Consider the following 13,701-nt stretch of genomic DNA (forward strand, 5'->3'; position numbering starts at 1 on the left):
GCCGGCAGGCGACTCAGGGCGTGACGCCGTGCTGGACGAACGCGGCGTAGGGGTCGACCGGGTCGCCGCCGCCGGGGCGGACCTCGACGTGGAGGTGCGAGCCGGTGACGTTGCCGGTCGTGCCGACGGTGCCGATGACGTCGTTGCCGTTCACGACGTCGCCGACGGAGACGTACTGGTCGGTCTGGTGGCAGTACCAGATCTCGGTGCCGTCCTCGAGCGTGACGACGGTCTTGTTGCCGTAGGACCCGTCGTAGCCGACGAAGGTCACGGTGCCGTTGGCGATCGCGTGGATCGAGTCACCGGTCTCGCCGTTGAAGTCGAGCCCGGTGTGGTAGCTGGCCCACAGCCCCGTCTGACCGAACGTCGCGGTCGTGATCGACGGGTTGAGCGGGAGGAACCAGCGGTTCTCCTTGATCTTGGCGGCCTGCTTCTCGGCCTGCGCGGCGAGCTCGCCGAGGGCGGCGTTGCGCTGCTCGGCCTGGGCCTCAGCGGCGGCGAGGAGGTCCTCGTCGCCGTTGGCCTGGTCGAGGGCGCCGCGGTCGGAGGAGCGACTGACGTCGGCGCGCAGCCCGTCGACGGTGCCGGTGCCGCCCGAGCCGCTGAGCGCGGTGGCCGGGCGGACGTCGTTGACGACGACGGTGCGCGCGAGCTGCTGGTCGGTGTCGGCGGCACCGGAGGTGAGCACACCGCCGACGGCGACGGCCAGGGTCGCGACGCCGAGCAGCAGGGGCGGGGACGGCAGGCCGCGGAACAGCGAGCCGCGCGCGCCGGCGTGCTTGACCGCCTTGCGCTTGCCCGGCGTGGCCTCCCGCACCAGCGGGATCTCGGCGGTGAGGTCGAGGTCACCGAAGTAGTGGGTGCCGGTGTGCGTGCCCGTGCCGGCGGCCGGCGTCGAGGGCGGGGTCGGCACCGGAGCCGCGAGGGGCTCGACGTGGGCGACCTGCTCGAGCGGCGTGGTCGGCTCGACGGGCTCGGGACGAGCAACACGGCGGCCCACGTAGGGAGTCTCCGGTCGGGTCTCCGGGCGTCGAGGCGCGCGGCGATCCGCTCGGTGGTTTCCCATAGGTCAGACGACTCCGTTGGTTGCTGGTGCTGCACGCGTGGGGGGAGACGTGCCGAACAGTGGTGGTCGAGCGAACGACGAGTCACTCTAGCCGAGTCCGCGACCTGCTCGAAATCACCGCTCACCCCCAGTGTGGACGACGCCGGCCGGACGCGCGGCGGAATCACGCAGGTGCGGTGATCCGGACCTCGGCGCGGCTCCGCGCCGCGACGGGACTAGGGTGCCACGAGGAAGCACGCCACGTGCGCGGCTCGCCCCCTCGAGGCCGGACCGGGCCGCTCGCCCCGACGCGTGACAACCCTCTCAAGAACGTGGTGAACCAGTGGACCTGATGGAGTTTCAAGCGAAGGAGCTCTTCGCCAAGCATGGTGTCGCGACGACCCTCGGTGTCGTCGTCGAGACCGCTGAGGCCGCCAAGGCCGCTGCCGAGCAGATCGGCGGCGTCACCGTCGTCAAGGCCCAGGTCAAGGCCGGCGGACGTGGCAAGGCCGGCGGCGTCAAGCTCGCCAAGACGCCCGACGAGGCGTTCGAGCACGCCACCAACATCCTCGCCCTCGAGATCAAGGGCCTCCCGGTCAACCGGGTGCTGGTCACCCCGGCCACGCCCCCCGAGGAGGAGTACTACTTCTCCTTCCTGCTCGACCGCGCCAACCGCCAGTACCTCTGCATCGCCAGCGTCGAGGGTGGGGTGGAGATCGAGGAGGTCGCCAAGACCAACCCCGACGCCGTGAAGCAGATCGCGATCGACCCCGGCGCCGGCGTCGACGAGGCCAAGGCCCGCGAGATCGCCACCGAGGCGAAGTTCCCCGAGGCCGTCTACGAGCAGGCCGTGGCGATGATCCAGTCGCTGTACCGGGTCTTCGTCGAGGAGGACGCCACGCTGGTCGAGGTGAACCCGCTCGCGCGGCTCGCCGGCGACAAGCTCGAGGCGCTCGACGGCAAGGTCTCGCTCGACGAGAACGCCTCCGAGGTCCGGCACCCCGACCACGGGGCCTTCGAGATCAAGGACGAGACCGACCCGCTCGAGGCGAAGGCCAAGGAGAAGGGCCTCAACTACGTCAAGCTCGACGGTGCCGTCGGCATCATCGGCAACGGCGCCGGCCTGGTCATGTCGACCCTCGACGTCGTCGCCTACGCCGGTGAGGCCCACGGCGGCGTCAAGCCGGCCAACTTCCTCGACATCGGCGGCGGCGCGAACGCGCAGGTGATGGCCGACGGGCTTGACGTCATCCTCGGCGACGAGCAGGTCCGCAGCGTCTTCGTGAACGTCTTCGGCGGCATCACCGCCTGCGACGAGGTCGCCAACGGCATCAAGGGTGCGCTGGAGATCCTCGGCGACGCCGCGACCAAGCCGCTCGTCGTCCGCCTCGACGGCAACAACGTCGACAAGGGCCGAGCGATCCTCGACGAGCTGAACCACCCGCTGGTGACGCAGGTCCCGACCATGGACGGCGCGGCCGACAAGGCCGCCGAGCTCGCCAACAACGCCTGAGACCGGAGAGATCACGACGTGTCTATTTACCTGAACAAGGACAGCAAGATCATCGTCCAGGGCATCACCGGTGGCATGGGCGCCAAGCACACCACCCTGATGCTCCAGTCCGGCAGCAACATCGTCGGCGGCGTCAACGCCCGCAAGGCCGGCACCACGGTCGAGCTCGACGGCAAGGAGCTGCCGGTCTACGGCACCGTCGAGGAGGCGATGCGCGAGACCGGCGCCGACGTGTCGGTGGCGTTCGTGCCGCCGGCGTTCACCAAGGACGCCTGCATCGAGGCCATCGACGCCGGCATCGGCCTGCTCGTGGTCATCACCGAGGGCGTGCCGGTCCAGGACACCGCCGAGGTGTGGTCCTACCTGCAGGGCAAGTCGACCCGGATGATCGGGCCGAACTGCCCCGGCATCATCACCCCGGGCGAGTCGCTGGCCGGCATCACGCCGCACACCATCGCCGGCACCGGCCCGATCGGCCTGGTGTCGAAGTCGGGCACCCTGACCTACCAGATGATGTACGAGCTGAAGGACTTCGGCTTCTCGACCGCCATCGGCATCGGCGGCGACCCGATCGTGGGCACCACCCACATCGACGCCCTCGCGGCGTTCGAGGCCGACCCCGACACCAAGGCGATCGTGATGATCGGCGAGATCGGTGGCGACGCCGAGGAGCGGGCCGCGGCCTACATCAAGGACAACGTGACCAAGCCGGTCGTCGGCTACGTCGCGGGCTTCACCGCCCCCGAGGGCAAGACGATGGGCCACGCCGGCGCCATCGTCTCCGGCTCCTCGGGCACCGCGGCCGCCAAGCAGGAGGCCCTCGAGGCCGTCGGGGTCAAGGTCGGCAAGACGCCGTCCGAGACCGCCGCCCTGATGCGCGAGATCCTGCAGAGCCTCTGACCGCACCGCCCACCCGGACGGTCCGACGACGGCCCGCCACCTCGACCGAGGTGGCGGGCCGTTCGTCGTCGTCGTCGGCGGCGTCGTCGTCGTCGGCGGCGTCGTCGTCGGCGGCAGGCGGCGTGGGTCAGCAGCCGGCCTCGGTGAAGGCGCACATCGCGGCGACGACGTCGCCGGACTCCTCGGCCATCGCGTCGGCCAGGGCGTGCGCCGCGGCCTCGTCGCTCGCGGATCCCTCCGTCGACACCGTGTCGAGGAGGACGGCGCTCCCGACCCGGACCACCTGGAGCGCGCTCACCCCGATGGCAGGGTGGGCGTCGTGCTCGGTGCTGCGGACGACGGCGAACGACTGGCCGCCGACCGCGGTGTCGAAGGTGCGCACCGGGTGGGAGAAGCCGTCCACGGTCCGGGTGGGGCAGGCGGCGTAGAAGTCCCGGAGGCCGGCCACGTGGGCGACCGCGGCGTCCGCGTCGGCGAAGGTGAGCAGCTCGCGGGTGAGGTAGGTCTCGACGTCGGAGAACTGACCGCGCACGACCTCGGTCGGGTCACCGGCCGGCGCCGGGGCGTCGCAGGCGTGGTCCGCGAACGAGGCATCGAGCTCGTCGACGGGCACCTCGACGCCGGCGCTGCCGGCCTCGACGGGCCCGGTCGGCCACCCGGCCGCGAGCGGGACGTCGGCAGCCTCCGGCGTGGTGTCGGGCGTGTCCGCACCGAGGTCGGACATCGCCTCCACCACCGGGCGGGACGACCTCCGGGCCTCCTCGACCGACGACGCGATCGTCGCGGGGCTCCCACCGCCCTCGCCGTAGTACGACGCCAGGTACAGCGCCGGCCCGACCTGGACGACCTGGATGACCTCGAGCCCCGTGTCGAAGCTGCCCTGGTAGCGGTAGCGATGGGTGTAGGTGACCGCACCCCGACCGCTGGCGACCTCCTCGTAGACCTGGTCGGTGCCGCCCACGGTGCCGGCCGGGCAGGCGGCGAACGCGTCGCGTGCGCGGTCGAGGGCCGCGGCCGCGGCGGCGTCGTCGGCGTAGAGCGCGAGGGTGCGGCCGCGGAAGTCCTCGGCCTCGCCTGCGTAGGTGACCCCGGCGACGTCGAGCGTCTCGTCGGGCGTCCAGGCCTGGTCGCCACACAGCTCGACGCCGTCGGTGCCCGGTCGATCCGTCACCCGGACCGGCGTGCCGTCGTCACCGTTGGTGGCGGGCAGCGCGGCGGCGAGGGGGAAGTCGTCGGGGAGCCGGGCAGCAGCGTCCTCGCTCGTCGGGGCGGACTCCGCCACGGCGGTCGCGGTCGCGGACCGGTCGGCACCCTGGTCGCGGGTCGTGTCGTCGGTGCGGGCGTCGCCGCAGCCGGTGAGGGCGAGCGGGACGAGGACGGCGGTGGCGGCGGCCAGTCCTGGGGCGAGACGGCGGTGTCCGGCGTTCATCGGGTGCTCCTTCGGCTGGGGTCGTCGTGCAGGGGTGGGACGGTCGGCCGGTCCGAGAAGTTGTCGGCCGCCGCCTCGGGTCGGGCGGCTCAGCAGCAGCCCGGCTCCGGCCCGACGCCCCCGGACATCCGGGTGATGACGACGTCGTCGGGCGCCCACGTGGGGCGCTCGCTGTCCCAGGTGCCACTCAGGCGCCACGCGCCGGCCCCGTCGAAGATGCCGGGCCACGGCGGGGTGCCGACCACGAGGGACGCGCCTTCACCGCCGCCGGCCTCGGCCCCGGGGTAGGCGGCACGGAGGTCGGCCCAGGTGTCGCCGAGTCGGACGCCGCTCCCGGCGAGGGCGATCCGCGGCGCGGTGGGGTCGGCGTCGGCGTCGGCGTCGGCGTGCTCGTTCCAGCGCTGGAACGCCGACACCTCCCACCCGACGAAGGCCGCGTCCGAGGGCGACCCGCCTCCGAAGATCGAGCACAGCGACTCCCAGCACGCCGCCCGGAAGTAGCGGTGCTGCCAGGAGTCGCCGAGCGGGTCGTCGTCGCGGTACCAGCCGTCGTGGCCGTCGAGGCGCCGGAACTCCTCCCAGCCGGTGTCGACGTCGGCCTTGCCGAGCGAGCCGGTCATGGACTCGAGGGCCGGCCCGGCCGGGTCGCCGAAGTCCCACTCACCGAGTCCGTCGTCGGAGGCGGCCATCCGGGGTGCGGTGGTCGGGGGCTCGGTCTCGACGACCGTGGCGGCCTGCGCGGCGGACCCGGCGGTCCGCTCGTCGCGCTCGCCAGCGTCGTCCTGGTTGCCGCACCCGGCCAGCGTGAGTGGGACGACGAGGGCGACGAGTGCGGCCGTCATGGTGCGGCGGGGTCGTGCGGAGCCTGCGTCCACCGGGTCCTCCTCGGCTGGGGTCAGCGTGCGGAGGTGGGACGACGTCCGGTCCCGGGAAGTTGTCGCGGGGTGCTCAGCCCCGGTCGGGTGCGGGCAGCTGCCGCAGCCGGGCCTGGGCCCGCTCGGCGAGGTCGACGAAGACGTCGGTCCCGATCGAGGCGTCGCGGGTCGGCACGAAGGTGAGCTGGGCCACCGAGGTGCCGGTGCGGATGACGGCCATCAGGTAGGTGACGGTGCGCTCGTCGGTGACCCTGACCTCGAGGCGCCAGGCGGTGAGCGCGTCGGCGCCGTCGGTGCGGTCGACGAGCCGCTCCACGTCGGTGTTCAGCTCGCGCTCGGGACAGCTGGCCAGGCGGTCGCGGACCTGCTCGACCAGGCCGGCGGCGCCGGCGGCGGGCAGCGCCCCGACGGTCTCGGTGAGCCCGAACTCCCGGGGGAGGTCGGCCCCCGGCACCAGGAAGGTGCGGGTGGCGTTGCGGGTGAACCGCGCCCCGCCGAAGCGGCCGGCGAACGAGGTGGTGTCGCACCCCGTCGCCGCGGCGTTCGTGGTCGCGCGCCGCGGCTCGGTGCCGACCCACGGGTCGTCGACGCCCGAGACCGGCGGCAGGTCGATCTCCGACACCAGGGCCGGCTGCCGCCCGGCCGGGACCGGCTCACGGTCGGCGAGGGTGGGCCGTGACGGCGCGCAGGCGCCCGCGCCGGGCAGGGCGCACAGGCCGCCGACGCCGGCGGCGAGCACGGCGGCCGCGGCGTCGCGGTCGGGCACATCGTCGCCCGGGGTCTCCACGACGGTGGTCGTCGTGAAGAGGCCGGTGCGGGCGACCCCCACGACGTAGGTGGTGACCGGGGCCGCGAAGGAGCGCAGCACCAGCTGGACGGCGTCGTCGCCGACCCCGGTGGGGGTGCGGGTGGCGAGCAGCTGAACACGCTGGTCGGTGCAGCCGGCGAACCAGGCGGTGGTGGCGCGGAAGGTGCGCTGGGCCGCCCGCGGGCGGGCCGAGGCCTCCGTGAGCTGCACGGCGGTGGCGGCGGGCTGCCGGTCCGCGGTGGCGCGGAAGGTCCGGACCAGCGCGGCGGTGCCGGCCGGGTCGGCGTAGCGCGCCACCTGGCACGGGAGCACCATCCCGCTGCCCTCGCTGTTGTCGACGGTGCGCCGCTCCGACCAGGTGCGGCCGGGGTAGGCCGTCTCGATCGTGGCGACGTCGAGGAGCGCGGTGTCCGGGAGGGTGACGGTGACGCCGGACTCGACCTCGGCCTCGACGACCGGCGCGGGCGTGCGGGCCGGCTTGTCGGGCTGGGCGTGCAGCGTGGGCCGGACGCCGCCGGCGTCGGTCACCAGCGAGCCGGTGACGACCAGCGCCGCGACGGCGCCGACGGCGCCGAGCAGGGTGTGGCCGCGGCGGCGGGTGTTGCCCGTGCGACGCACGATGGGCGCCCGCGGGAACCGGCCGCGGTCCTGCACGGAGGTCGCGAGGGCGTCGAAGACCGCCCGCAGCTCGCTGGCCTGGACCTCGCGCTCGAGCGAGAGGGCCGTCGTCCCGGCCTGCAGCTCGATCTCGGCGCGCTCGAGGGTGAGCCCGATCTCGCGGGCCATCTGCGGCATCGAGACCGCGGCGAGCTGGGTGAGCACCAACGCCTTGCGCTGCGGCGTCGACAGCTTGCCCAGCGCGTCGAGGGTGGCCCGGACGTCGGGGTCGATGTCGCGCTCGCGGTGCCACACGCGGGCGGTGTGCCGGCGCTGGGCCAGCCGCCAGGCGTGCGGGCGGACGACGTCCTCGGGCCGCTCGAGGCGCGAGAGCTTGCGCCAGCGCTGCCAGGCGACCGCGAAGGCGTCACGGACCGCCCGGCGCGAGGCGCCGAGGTCGCCGGTCATCGCGTAGGTCTGGGCGAGCAGGCGGTCGCGGGCGTCCTTGTAGAACTCGTCGAACTCGTCGGGCTGCCTCATCGCCCGTCCACGGTAGACGAGGGGGCACGTCGACGCCGACTCGGCGCGGGCCCCGGGTCCGGCGCCGGGCCGGTGCCGGTGCCGGCCCGGGCGGGGTCGGCGTGGGAGCACGATCGGGGCCGGGCGCCGGGCCACGATGGACCGGTCATGACCTCACTGCTGCCCTCCGAGACCCGACGCGGCCGCACCGCCGAGCAGGTGCGCGACGACCTCGCCACCCGCCGTCCGCTCGCGCTGGTCGCGACCGCCGGTGGGCTCGCGGCCGCGACGTCGACCCTGCTGGTGTGCCTGGCCATGGGCGTCGCCGGCTGGTTCCTCACCGACGGCGGGTCGCACGGCGCTCCGCGCGACGGGCTCCGCACGGGTGCGCTGGCCTGGCTGATGGGCCACGGCTCGGGCGTGCGGATCGAGGGGACGCCGGTCACCGCGGTGCCGCTGGGCCTGACCCTGCTCTGCGCCTGGGCGCTGTGGCGGATCGGCCAGCGCGTCGGCGCCTCGGTCTCCGGCCACGGACCCGACGCCGACGGCGTCCTCGACGGCCGGCGCGACCTCGTGGTCCCGGCCGCGGGGCTCCTGCTCACCGTCGGGTACGTCGCCACCGCGGTCGTCACCCTCACCCTCGCCTCCACCCCCGCGACGGCGCCGAGCCTGCCGCGGGTGGTGCTGTGGGCGGTGCTGCTGTGCCTGCTCGTCGGGGTGCCCGCGATCGCCGTCGGCTCCGGCCGGGCCGCCATCTGGGCCGGCTACCTCCCCACGACCGTGCGGGCCAGCGCCCACGTCGTGCGCCGAGTCGTGGTGGCCTGGACGCTGGTCTCGCTGCTGGCCTTCGTGGTCGCCCTCGTGGTCGACCTCAGCACCGCCGCGAACGTGATGGGCCAGCTCGGCGGGGGTGGGGGAGCGGTCGTGCTCGTCGTCGCCCTCGGCCTGGCCCTGCTGCCGAACGCCGTCATCTTCTCGGGCTCCTACCTGCTCGGTCCCGGCTTCAGCGTCGGCACCGGCACCCTGGTCACCCCCGGGCTGGTCGTGCTCGGCCCGCTCCCGGCGTTCCCGGTGCTCGCCGCCCTCCCCGACGACGGCCCCACCCCCGGCTGGACCGGCTGGCTGATGCTCCTGCCGCCCCTCGTCGCCTGTGCCGCCGCCGCGTGGTCGCAGCGGGCCTGGCCGACGGCCTACTACGTCGAGGGCGCCGTCCGCGGGGTCGCCGGCGGCGTCGTCGCGGGGGTGCTGTTCGCGCTGGCCGCCTCGGTGGCCGGCGGTGCCGTCGGGCCGGGCCGGATGGCCGACGTCGCGCCGTTCACCTTCGACGTGCTGCTGCACGCGCTGACGTCGTTCGGCCTCGGCGGTCTCGTCGGCGGTGCCGCGATGACCTGGTGGCAGCGTCGGAGCATGCCGGTGGAGGTCTCGCTCGAGGAGCCCGGCCAGTAGGGTCTGCGCCGTGCCTCGCCGTCCCCGCCGTCTGGTCGTCCTCGTGTCCGGCAGCGGCACCAACCTCCAGGCCCTGCTCGACGCCTGCGCCGACCCCGCGTACGGCGCCGAGGTGGTCGCGGTCGGTGCCGACCGCGACGGAGTCGAGGGGCTCGCGCGGGCCGAGCGGGCCGGCGTCCCGACGTTCGTGCTGACGGTCGCGGGCTGCGCGGACCGGGCCGCCTGGGACGCCGAGCTGGCGCGCCTGGTCGGCGAGCACCGGCCCGACGTCGTCGTCCTGGCCGGGTTCATGAAGCTGGTCGGCGATGCCTTCCTCGCCGCGCACGGCGGTCGCACGGTCAACACCCACCCGGCCCTGTCGCCGGCGTTCCCCGGCATGCGCGGCCCGGCCGACGCGCTCGCCTACGGCGTCAAGGTGACCGGCTGCACGCTCTTCGTCGTCGACGCCGGGGTCGACACCGGCGCGATCGTCGCCCAGACCGCCGTCCCGGTCGAGGACGGCGACACCGAGGCCTCCCTGCACGAGCGGATCAAGGTCGCCGAGCGGGCCATGCTCGTCGACGCCGTGGGCCGGATGGCGCGCGAGGGGTTCGCCGTCGAGGGCCGGACGGTCCGGTTCGGCGCGGACGTCGAGGACCGATAGTCTGCCGGCACACGACTGGCGCAGGTGGGTGACCACCGGGGAGTGAACGTCGGGGGTCATCGTCCGCCTGGGTGGCCCCTCCGTCCCGACGCAGGAGCGCTCTGACATGGCTGACCAGATCTCGATCAAGCGGGCCCTGGTGTCCGTCTACGACAAGACCGGCCTCGAGGGCCTGGTCCGCGGCCTGCACGACGCCGGGGTGGCGCTCGTCTCGACCGGCGGCTCGGCCGCGCTGATCGAGGGCCTCGGCCTGCCGGTCACCAAGGTCGAGGACCTCACCGGGTTCCCCGAGTGCCTCGACGGCCGGGTCAAGACGCTGCACCCGCGCGTGCACGCCGGCATCCTCGCCGACCGCCGCCTCGAGAGCCACGTGCAGCAGCTGGCCGACCTCGAGGTCGAGCCGTTCGACCTCGTCGTGGTGAACCTGTACCCGTTCCGCGAGACCGTCGCCTCGGGCGCCGCGCCCGACGACGTCGTCGAGCAGATCGACATCGGCGGCCCCTCGATGGTGCGCGCGGCGGCCAAGAACCACCCCTCGGTCGCCGTGGTCGTCTCGCCGTGGGCCTACGACGACGTGCTCGCCGCCGTCGGCGCCGGCGGCTTCACCCTCGAGCAGCGCCGCGCGCTGGCCGCCGAGGCGTTCGCCCACACCGCCTCCTACGACGTCGCGGTGGCCGAGTGGTTCTCGGGCCAGGTCGCGGGGGAGGTCGCGGGCGCGTGGCCGACGTTCGGCGGACGGACCCTGCGGCTGCAGACCTCGCTGCGCTACGGCGAGAACCCGCACCAGCAGGCGGCCCTCTACGTCGACGGCACCGGTGGGCTGGCCGCCGCCGAGCAGCTGCACGGCAAGGAGATGTCCTACAACAACTACGTCGACACCGACGCCGCCCGCCGGGCCGCGCTGTCGTTCGACGAGCCCGCGGTGGCGATCATCAAGCACGCCAACCCCTGCGGCATCGCGGTCGGCGCCGACGTCGCCGAGGCGCACCGCCGCGCCCACGAGTGCGACCCCACCTCGGCCTTCGGCGGCGTGATCGCCGTCAACCGCCCGGTGTCGGTGGCCATGGCCGAGCAGGTCGCCGAGGTCTTCACCGAGGTGATCGTCGCCCCCGACTACGAGGAGGGCGCCGTGGAGATCCTCCAGGGCAAGAAGAACATCCGGATCTTGCGCTGCGCCGTCGACGCTGGCGACCGCGCGGCCGCCGTCGAGCGCCGTCCGGTCTCCGGCGGCGAGCTCGCCCAGCAGGTCGACCACGTCGACGCCCCCGGCGACGACCCGGCCGCCTGGACCCTCGCCACCGGCACCCCCGCCTCGCCGGAGGTGCTCGCCGACCTCGCCTTCGCCTGGAAGGCCTGCCGCCACGCCAAGTCCAACGCCATCCTGCTCGCCAGGGACGGCGCCTCGGTCGGCGTCGGCATGGGGCAGGTCAACCGCGTCGACTCCTGCCGGCTCGCGGTCTCCCGCGCCGGCGACCGCGCCGCCGGCTCCGTGGCCGCCTCCGACGCCTTCTTCCCCTTCGAGGACGGCCCGCAGATCCTCATCGACGCCGGCGTCACCGCGATCGTCCAGCCCGGCGGCTCGGTCCGCGACGAGCTGACCGTCCGCGCCGCCGAGGCGGCCGGCGTCACGATGTACTTCACCGGCACCCGCCACTTCGCCCACTGACGCTGACCCGTTGCTGATCACCGACGGGTCGATGGGACTGACGCTGACCCGTCGCTGATCAGCGACGGGTCGATGGGATTGACGCTGACCCGTCGCTGATCACTGACGGGTCAGCGGGGACGAGAGGGGTTCGACGGTGGGGTGGGGGACCGGGCTGGTGCCGCCGACGCGGCTGGAGCGCGACCTGGCGCTGCAGTGCGTGCTGTCGGCGTTCGCGACGGGGTCGTTCCTCACCGGGACGGCGGTCTTCTTCACCCAGATCGTCGGGCTGACGGGGTCGCAGGTCGGGCTGGGCATGTCGGTGGCGGCCGGGGTCAGCCTGCTGCTGTCGATCCCACTCGGGCGGCTCACCGACGTCGTCGGGGCCAAGCTGCTGTGGGTGGTCGCCTCGCTGCTCGAGGCGGTGCTCTACCTCGCCTGGCCCGCGATCGGCACGTTCGCGACGTTCGTGACGATGCTCGCCGTGCTGGCCTCCATCGAGACGGCGGGCCGCTCGGCCAGGGAGGTCTACCGGATCGCGATCTTCCCGCGCGAGACCCGGGTCCGCTCGATGGCCTACATGCGCGCCGCGCGCAACGTCGGCTACACGCTCGGCGCCGGGGCCGGCGGCGTGGCGCTCGGGATCGGCAGCCGCGAGGCGATCATCGCCGTCCCGCTGCTCACCGGCGGGCTGCTGGTGCTGAACGCCGTGATGATCGCCTTCCTGCCGGCGGTCGAGCGTCCGCCCCGGGCCTCGGGTGGTCCGCTGGAGAAGATGGGCCCGGCAGCGCTGCGCAACCCCGGCTTCGTCGTCCTCTCGCTGTGCAACGGCGTCCTCGGCTCCAACCAGATCCTGCTGAACGTCGTCGTGCCGCTGTGGCTGGTCGAGCGCACCGACGCCCCGCAGCAGCTGCTGGCCTGGCTGTTCGGCACCAACACCGTGCTCGCCGTGCTGCTCCAGGTGCGCGCCTCGCGCGGGTCCGAGACCGTCGCCGGCTCGCTGCGGGCGGTGCGCTGGTCGGGCTGGGCGTTCGTGCTGTCGTGCCTGGTGCTCAGCGTCACCCACGAGACGACCGGGTGGATCTCGATCGTCCTGATCTGGGTCGGCCACATCACCATCACCGGTGCCGAGCTGTGGCAGTCGGCGTCCGGGTGGGGGTTCGCCTCCGAGCTCTCCGACCACCGGCGCCTCGGCGACTACCAGGGCGTGTGGGGGATGGGCTACCAGGTCGAGTCGATCGCCTTCCCCGCCCTCTACACCTTCCTGGCGCTGCAGTGGGGCGCCCCGGGCTGGGCGGTGATCGCCACGATCGCGGTCACCGCGGCCGTCGTGTCGCACCCGGCGGCGCGGGCCGCCGAGCGCCACCTGGTCAAGGTCGGGGCACCGGTCGGGTCCTGAGGCCCGACCTCCCTAGACTGGCCTCCGTGACTGCGCAGCGGCTGGACGGCACCGCCACCCTCAAGATCATCAAGGCCGAGCTCAAGGAGCGGGTCGCCCTGCTGCGGGAGCGGGGCGTCGTCCCCGGCCTCGGGACCGTGCTGGTCGGTGACGACCCCGGCTCGCACTGGTACGTCGGCGCCAAGCACAAGGACTGCGCCGAGATCGGGATCGAGTCGATCCGCCGCGACCTGCCCGCGACCGCCACCCAGGCCGAGGTCGAGGCCGTCATCGACGACCTCAACGCCGACCCCGCCTGCACCGGCTTCCTGGTGCAGCAGCCGACCGGGCTCGACGAGTTCCGGCTGCTCTCGCGCGTCGACCCCGAGAAGGACGTCGACGGCCTGCACCCCGTCAACCTCGGCAAGCTCGTCCTCGGCGAGCCCGGCGCCCTGCCGTGCACGCCGATCGGCTGCATCGAGCTGCTCCGCCGCCACGGCGTCGAGCTGAACGGCGCCGAGGTGGTCGTCGTCGGCCGCGGGCTCACCGTCGGCCGCCCCCTGGGCCTGCTGCTGACCCGCCGCTCGGAGAACTCGACCACGACCCTGTGCCACACCGGCACCCGCGACCTGGCCGCGCACACCCGCACCGCCGACGTCGTCATCGCCGCCGCCGGCGTCCCCGGCCTGATCACCGCCGACATGGTCAAGCCCGGCGCCGCGCTGCTCGACGTCGGCGTCTCCCGCGTCGACGGCAAGATCGCCGGCGACCTCGCCGACGACGTCTGGGACGTCGCGGGGTGGGTCTCGCCCAACCCCGGCGGTGTCGGCCCGATGACCCGCGCGATGCTCCTGAGCAACATCGTCAGCCGCGCCGAGCAGGCGCTCGAGACGTCGTCCTGAG

The 13,701-nt window shown here is 74.1% G+C and carries 11 protein-coding genes and 1 riboswitch; of the genes, 7 read left to right on the plus strand and 4 right to left on the minus strand.

All coding sequences use genetic code 11. The annotated features are described in order from the left end of the window. Nucleotides 1-13: 13 nt before the first annotated feature. Entirely contained in the window at nucleotides 14-1,000 is a 987-nt protein-coding gene (locus FE634_RS06390) for a M23 family metallopeptidase (RefSeq protein ID WP_138875404.1), read from the minus strand. A 388-nt stretch (nucleotides 1,001-1,388) separates the two neighbouring features. Between FE634_RS06390 and sucC the strand changes: the two genes are divergently transcribed. Together sucC and sucD are read left to right on the plus strand one after the other, a co-directional pair. After that, a complete protein-coding gene (sucC, locus tag FE634_RS06395) occupies nucleotides 1,389-2,558 on the plus strand; it encodes an ADP-forming succinate--CoA ligase subunit beta (RefSeq protein WP_137293176.1) in 1,170 nt (389 codons plus the stop codon). Nucleotides 2,559-2,576: 18 nt separating this feature from the next. Further along, nucleotides 2,577-3,458: a succinate--CoA ligase subunit alpha gene (sucD, locus tag FE634_RS06400; RefSeq protein ID WP_137293177.1), complete on the plus strand. Its 882-nt coding sequence runs from the start codon at nucleotides 2,577-2,579 to the stop codon at nucleotides 3,456-3,458. 127 nt (nucleotides 3,459-3,585) lie between these two features. On the opposite strand, the gene FE634_RS06405 is transcribed toward sucD, so the two are convergent. The 3 genes from FE634_RS06405 to FE634_RS06415 form a co-directional block, all read right to left on the minus strand. Continuing rightward, nucleotides 3,586-4,887, minus strand: a complete 1,302-nt coding sequence (locus tag FE634_RS06405) for a hypothetical protein (RefSeq protein ID WP_138875405.1) — start codon at nucleotides 4,885-4,887, stop codon at nucleotides 3,586-3,588. A gap of 89 nt (nucleotides 4,888-4,976) precedes the next feature. After that, nucleotides 4,977-5,762, minus strand: a complete 786-nt coding sequence (locus FE634_RS06410; RefSeq protein WP_138875406.1) for a hypothetical protein — start codon at nucleotides 5,760-5,762, stop codon at nucleotides 4,977-4,979. 73 nt (nucleotides 5,763-5,835) lie between these two features. Continuing rightward, entirely contained in the window at nucleotides 5,836-7,707 is a 1,872-nt protein-coding gene (locus FE634_RS06415; RefSeq protein WP_138875407.1) for a SigE family RNA polymerase sigma factor, read from the minus strand. A gap of 147 nt (nucleotides 7,708-7,854) precedes the next feature. Here FE634_RS06415 and FE634_RS20930 point away from each other — a divergent pair, with 147 nt between their 5' ends. The 5 genes from FE634_RS20930 (at nucleotide 7,855) to FE634_RS06440 (ending at nucleotide 13,700) form a co-directional block, all read left to right on the plus strand. Then, complete coding sequence (locus tag FE634_RS20930) at nucleotides 7,855-9,132, plus strand: cell division protein PerM (protein WP_187366840.1); 1,278 nt, start codon at nucleotides 7,855-7,857, stop codon at nucleotides 9,130-9,132. Nucleotides 9,133-9,142: 10 nt separating this feature from the next. Next, nucleotides 9,143-9,775 carry a phosphoribosylglycinamide formyltransferase gene (gene purN, locus FE634_RS06425; protein WP_137293182.1) on the plus strand — a complete coding sequence of 211 codons (633 nt, stop codon included), beginning with the start codon at nucleotides 9,143-9,145 and terminating at the stop codon, nucleotides 9,773-9,775. A gap of 2 nt (nucleotides 9,776-9,777) precedes the next feature. After that, nucleotides 9,778-9,855, plus strand: a riboswitch (ZMP/ZTP riboswitch). A gap of 26 nt (nucleotides 9,856-9,881) precedes the next feature. After that, on the plus strand, nucleotides 9,882-11,441 hold the full coding sequence (gene purH, locus FE634_RS06430; RefSeq protein ID WP_138875408.1) for a bifunctional phosphoribosylaminoimidazolecarboxamide formyltransferase/IMP cyclohydrolase: 1,560 nt from the start codon (nucleotides 9,882-9,884) through the stop codon (nucleotides 11,439-11,441). Nucleotides 11,442-11,577: 136 nt separating this feature from the next. Next, on the plus strand, nucleotides 11,578-12,819 hold the full coding sequence (locus FE634_RS06435; protein ID WP_138875409.1) for an MFS transporter: 1,242 nt from the start codon (nucleotides 11,578-11,580) through the stop codon (nucleotides 12,817-12,819). Nucleotides 12,820-12,845: 26 nt separating this feature from the next. Further along, nucleotides 12,846-13,700, plus strand: a complete 855-nt coding sequence (locus FE634_RS06440; RefSeq protein ID WP_148240441.1) for a bifunctional methylenetetrahydrofolate dehydrogenase/methenyltetrahydrofolate cyclohydrolase — start codon at nucleotides 12,846-12,848, stop codon at nucleotides 13,698-13,700. Nucleotide 13,701 lies beyond the last annotated feature (1 nt).

The sequence above is a fragment of the Nocardioides sp. S-1144 genome, from assembly GCF_005954645.2.
Taxonomy (GTDB): domain Bacteria; phylum Actinomycetota; class Actinomycetes; order Propionibacteriales; family Nocardioidaceae; genus Nocardioides; species Nocardioides dongxiaopingii.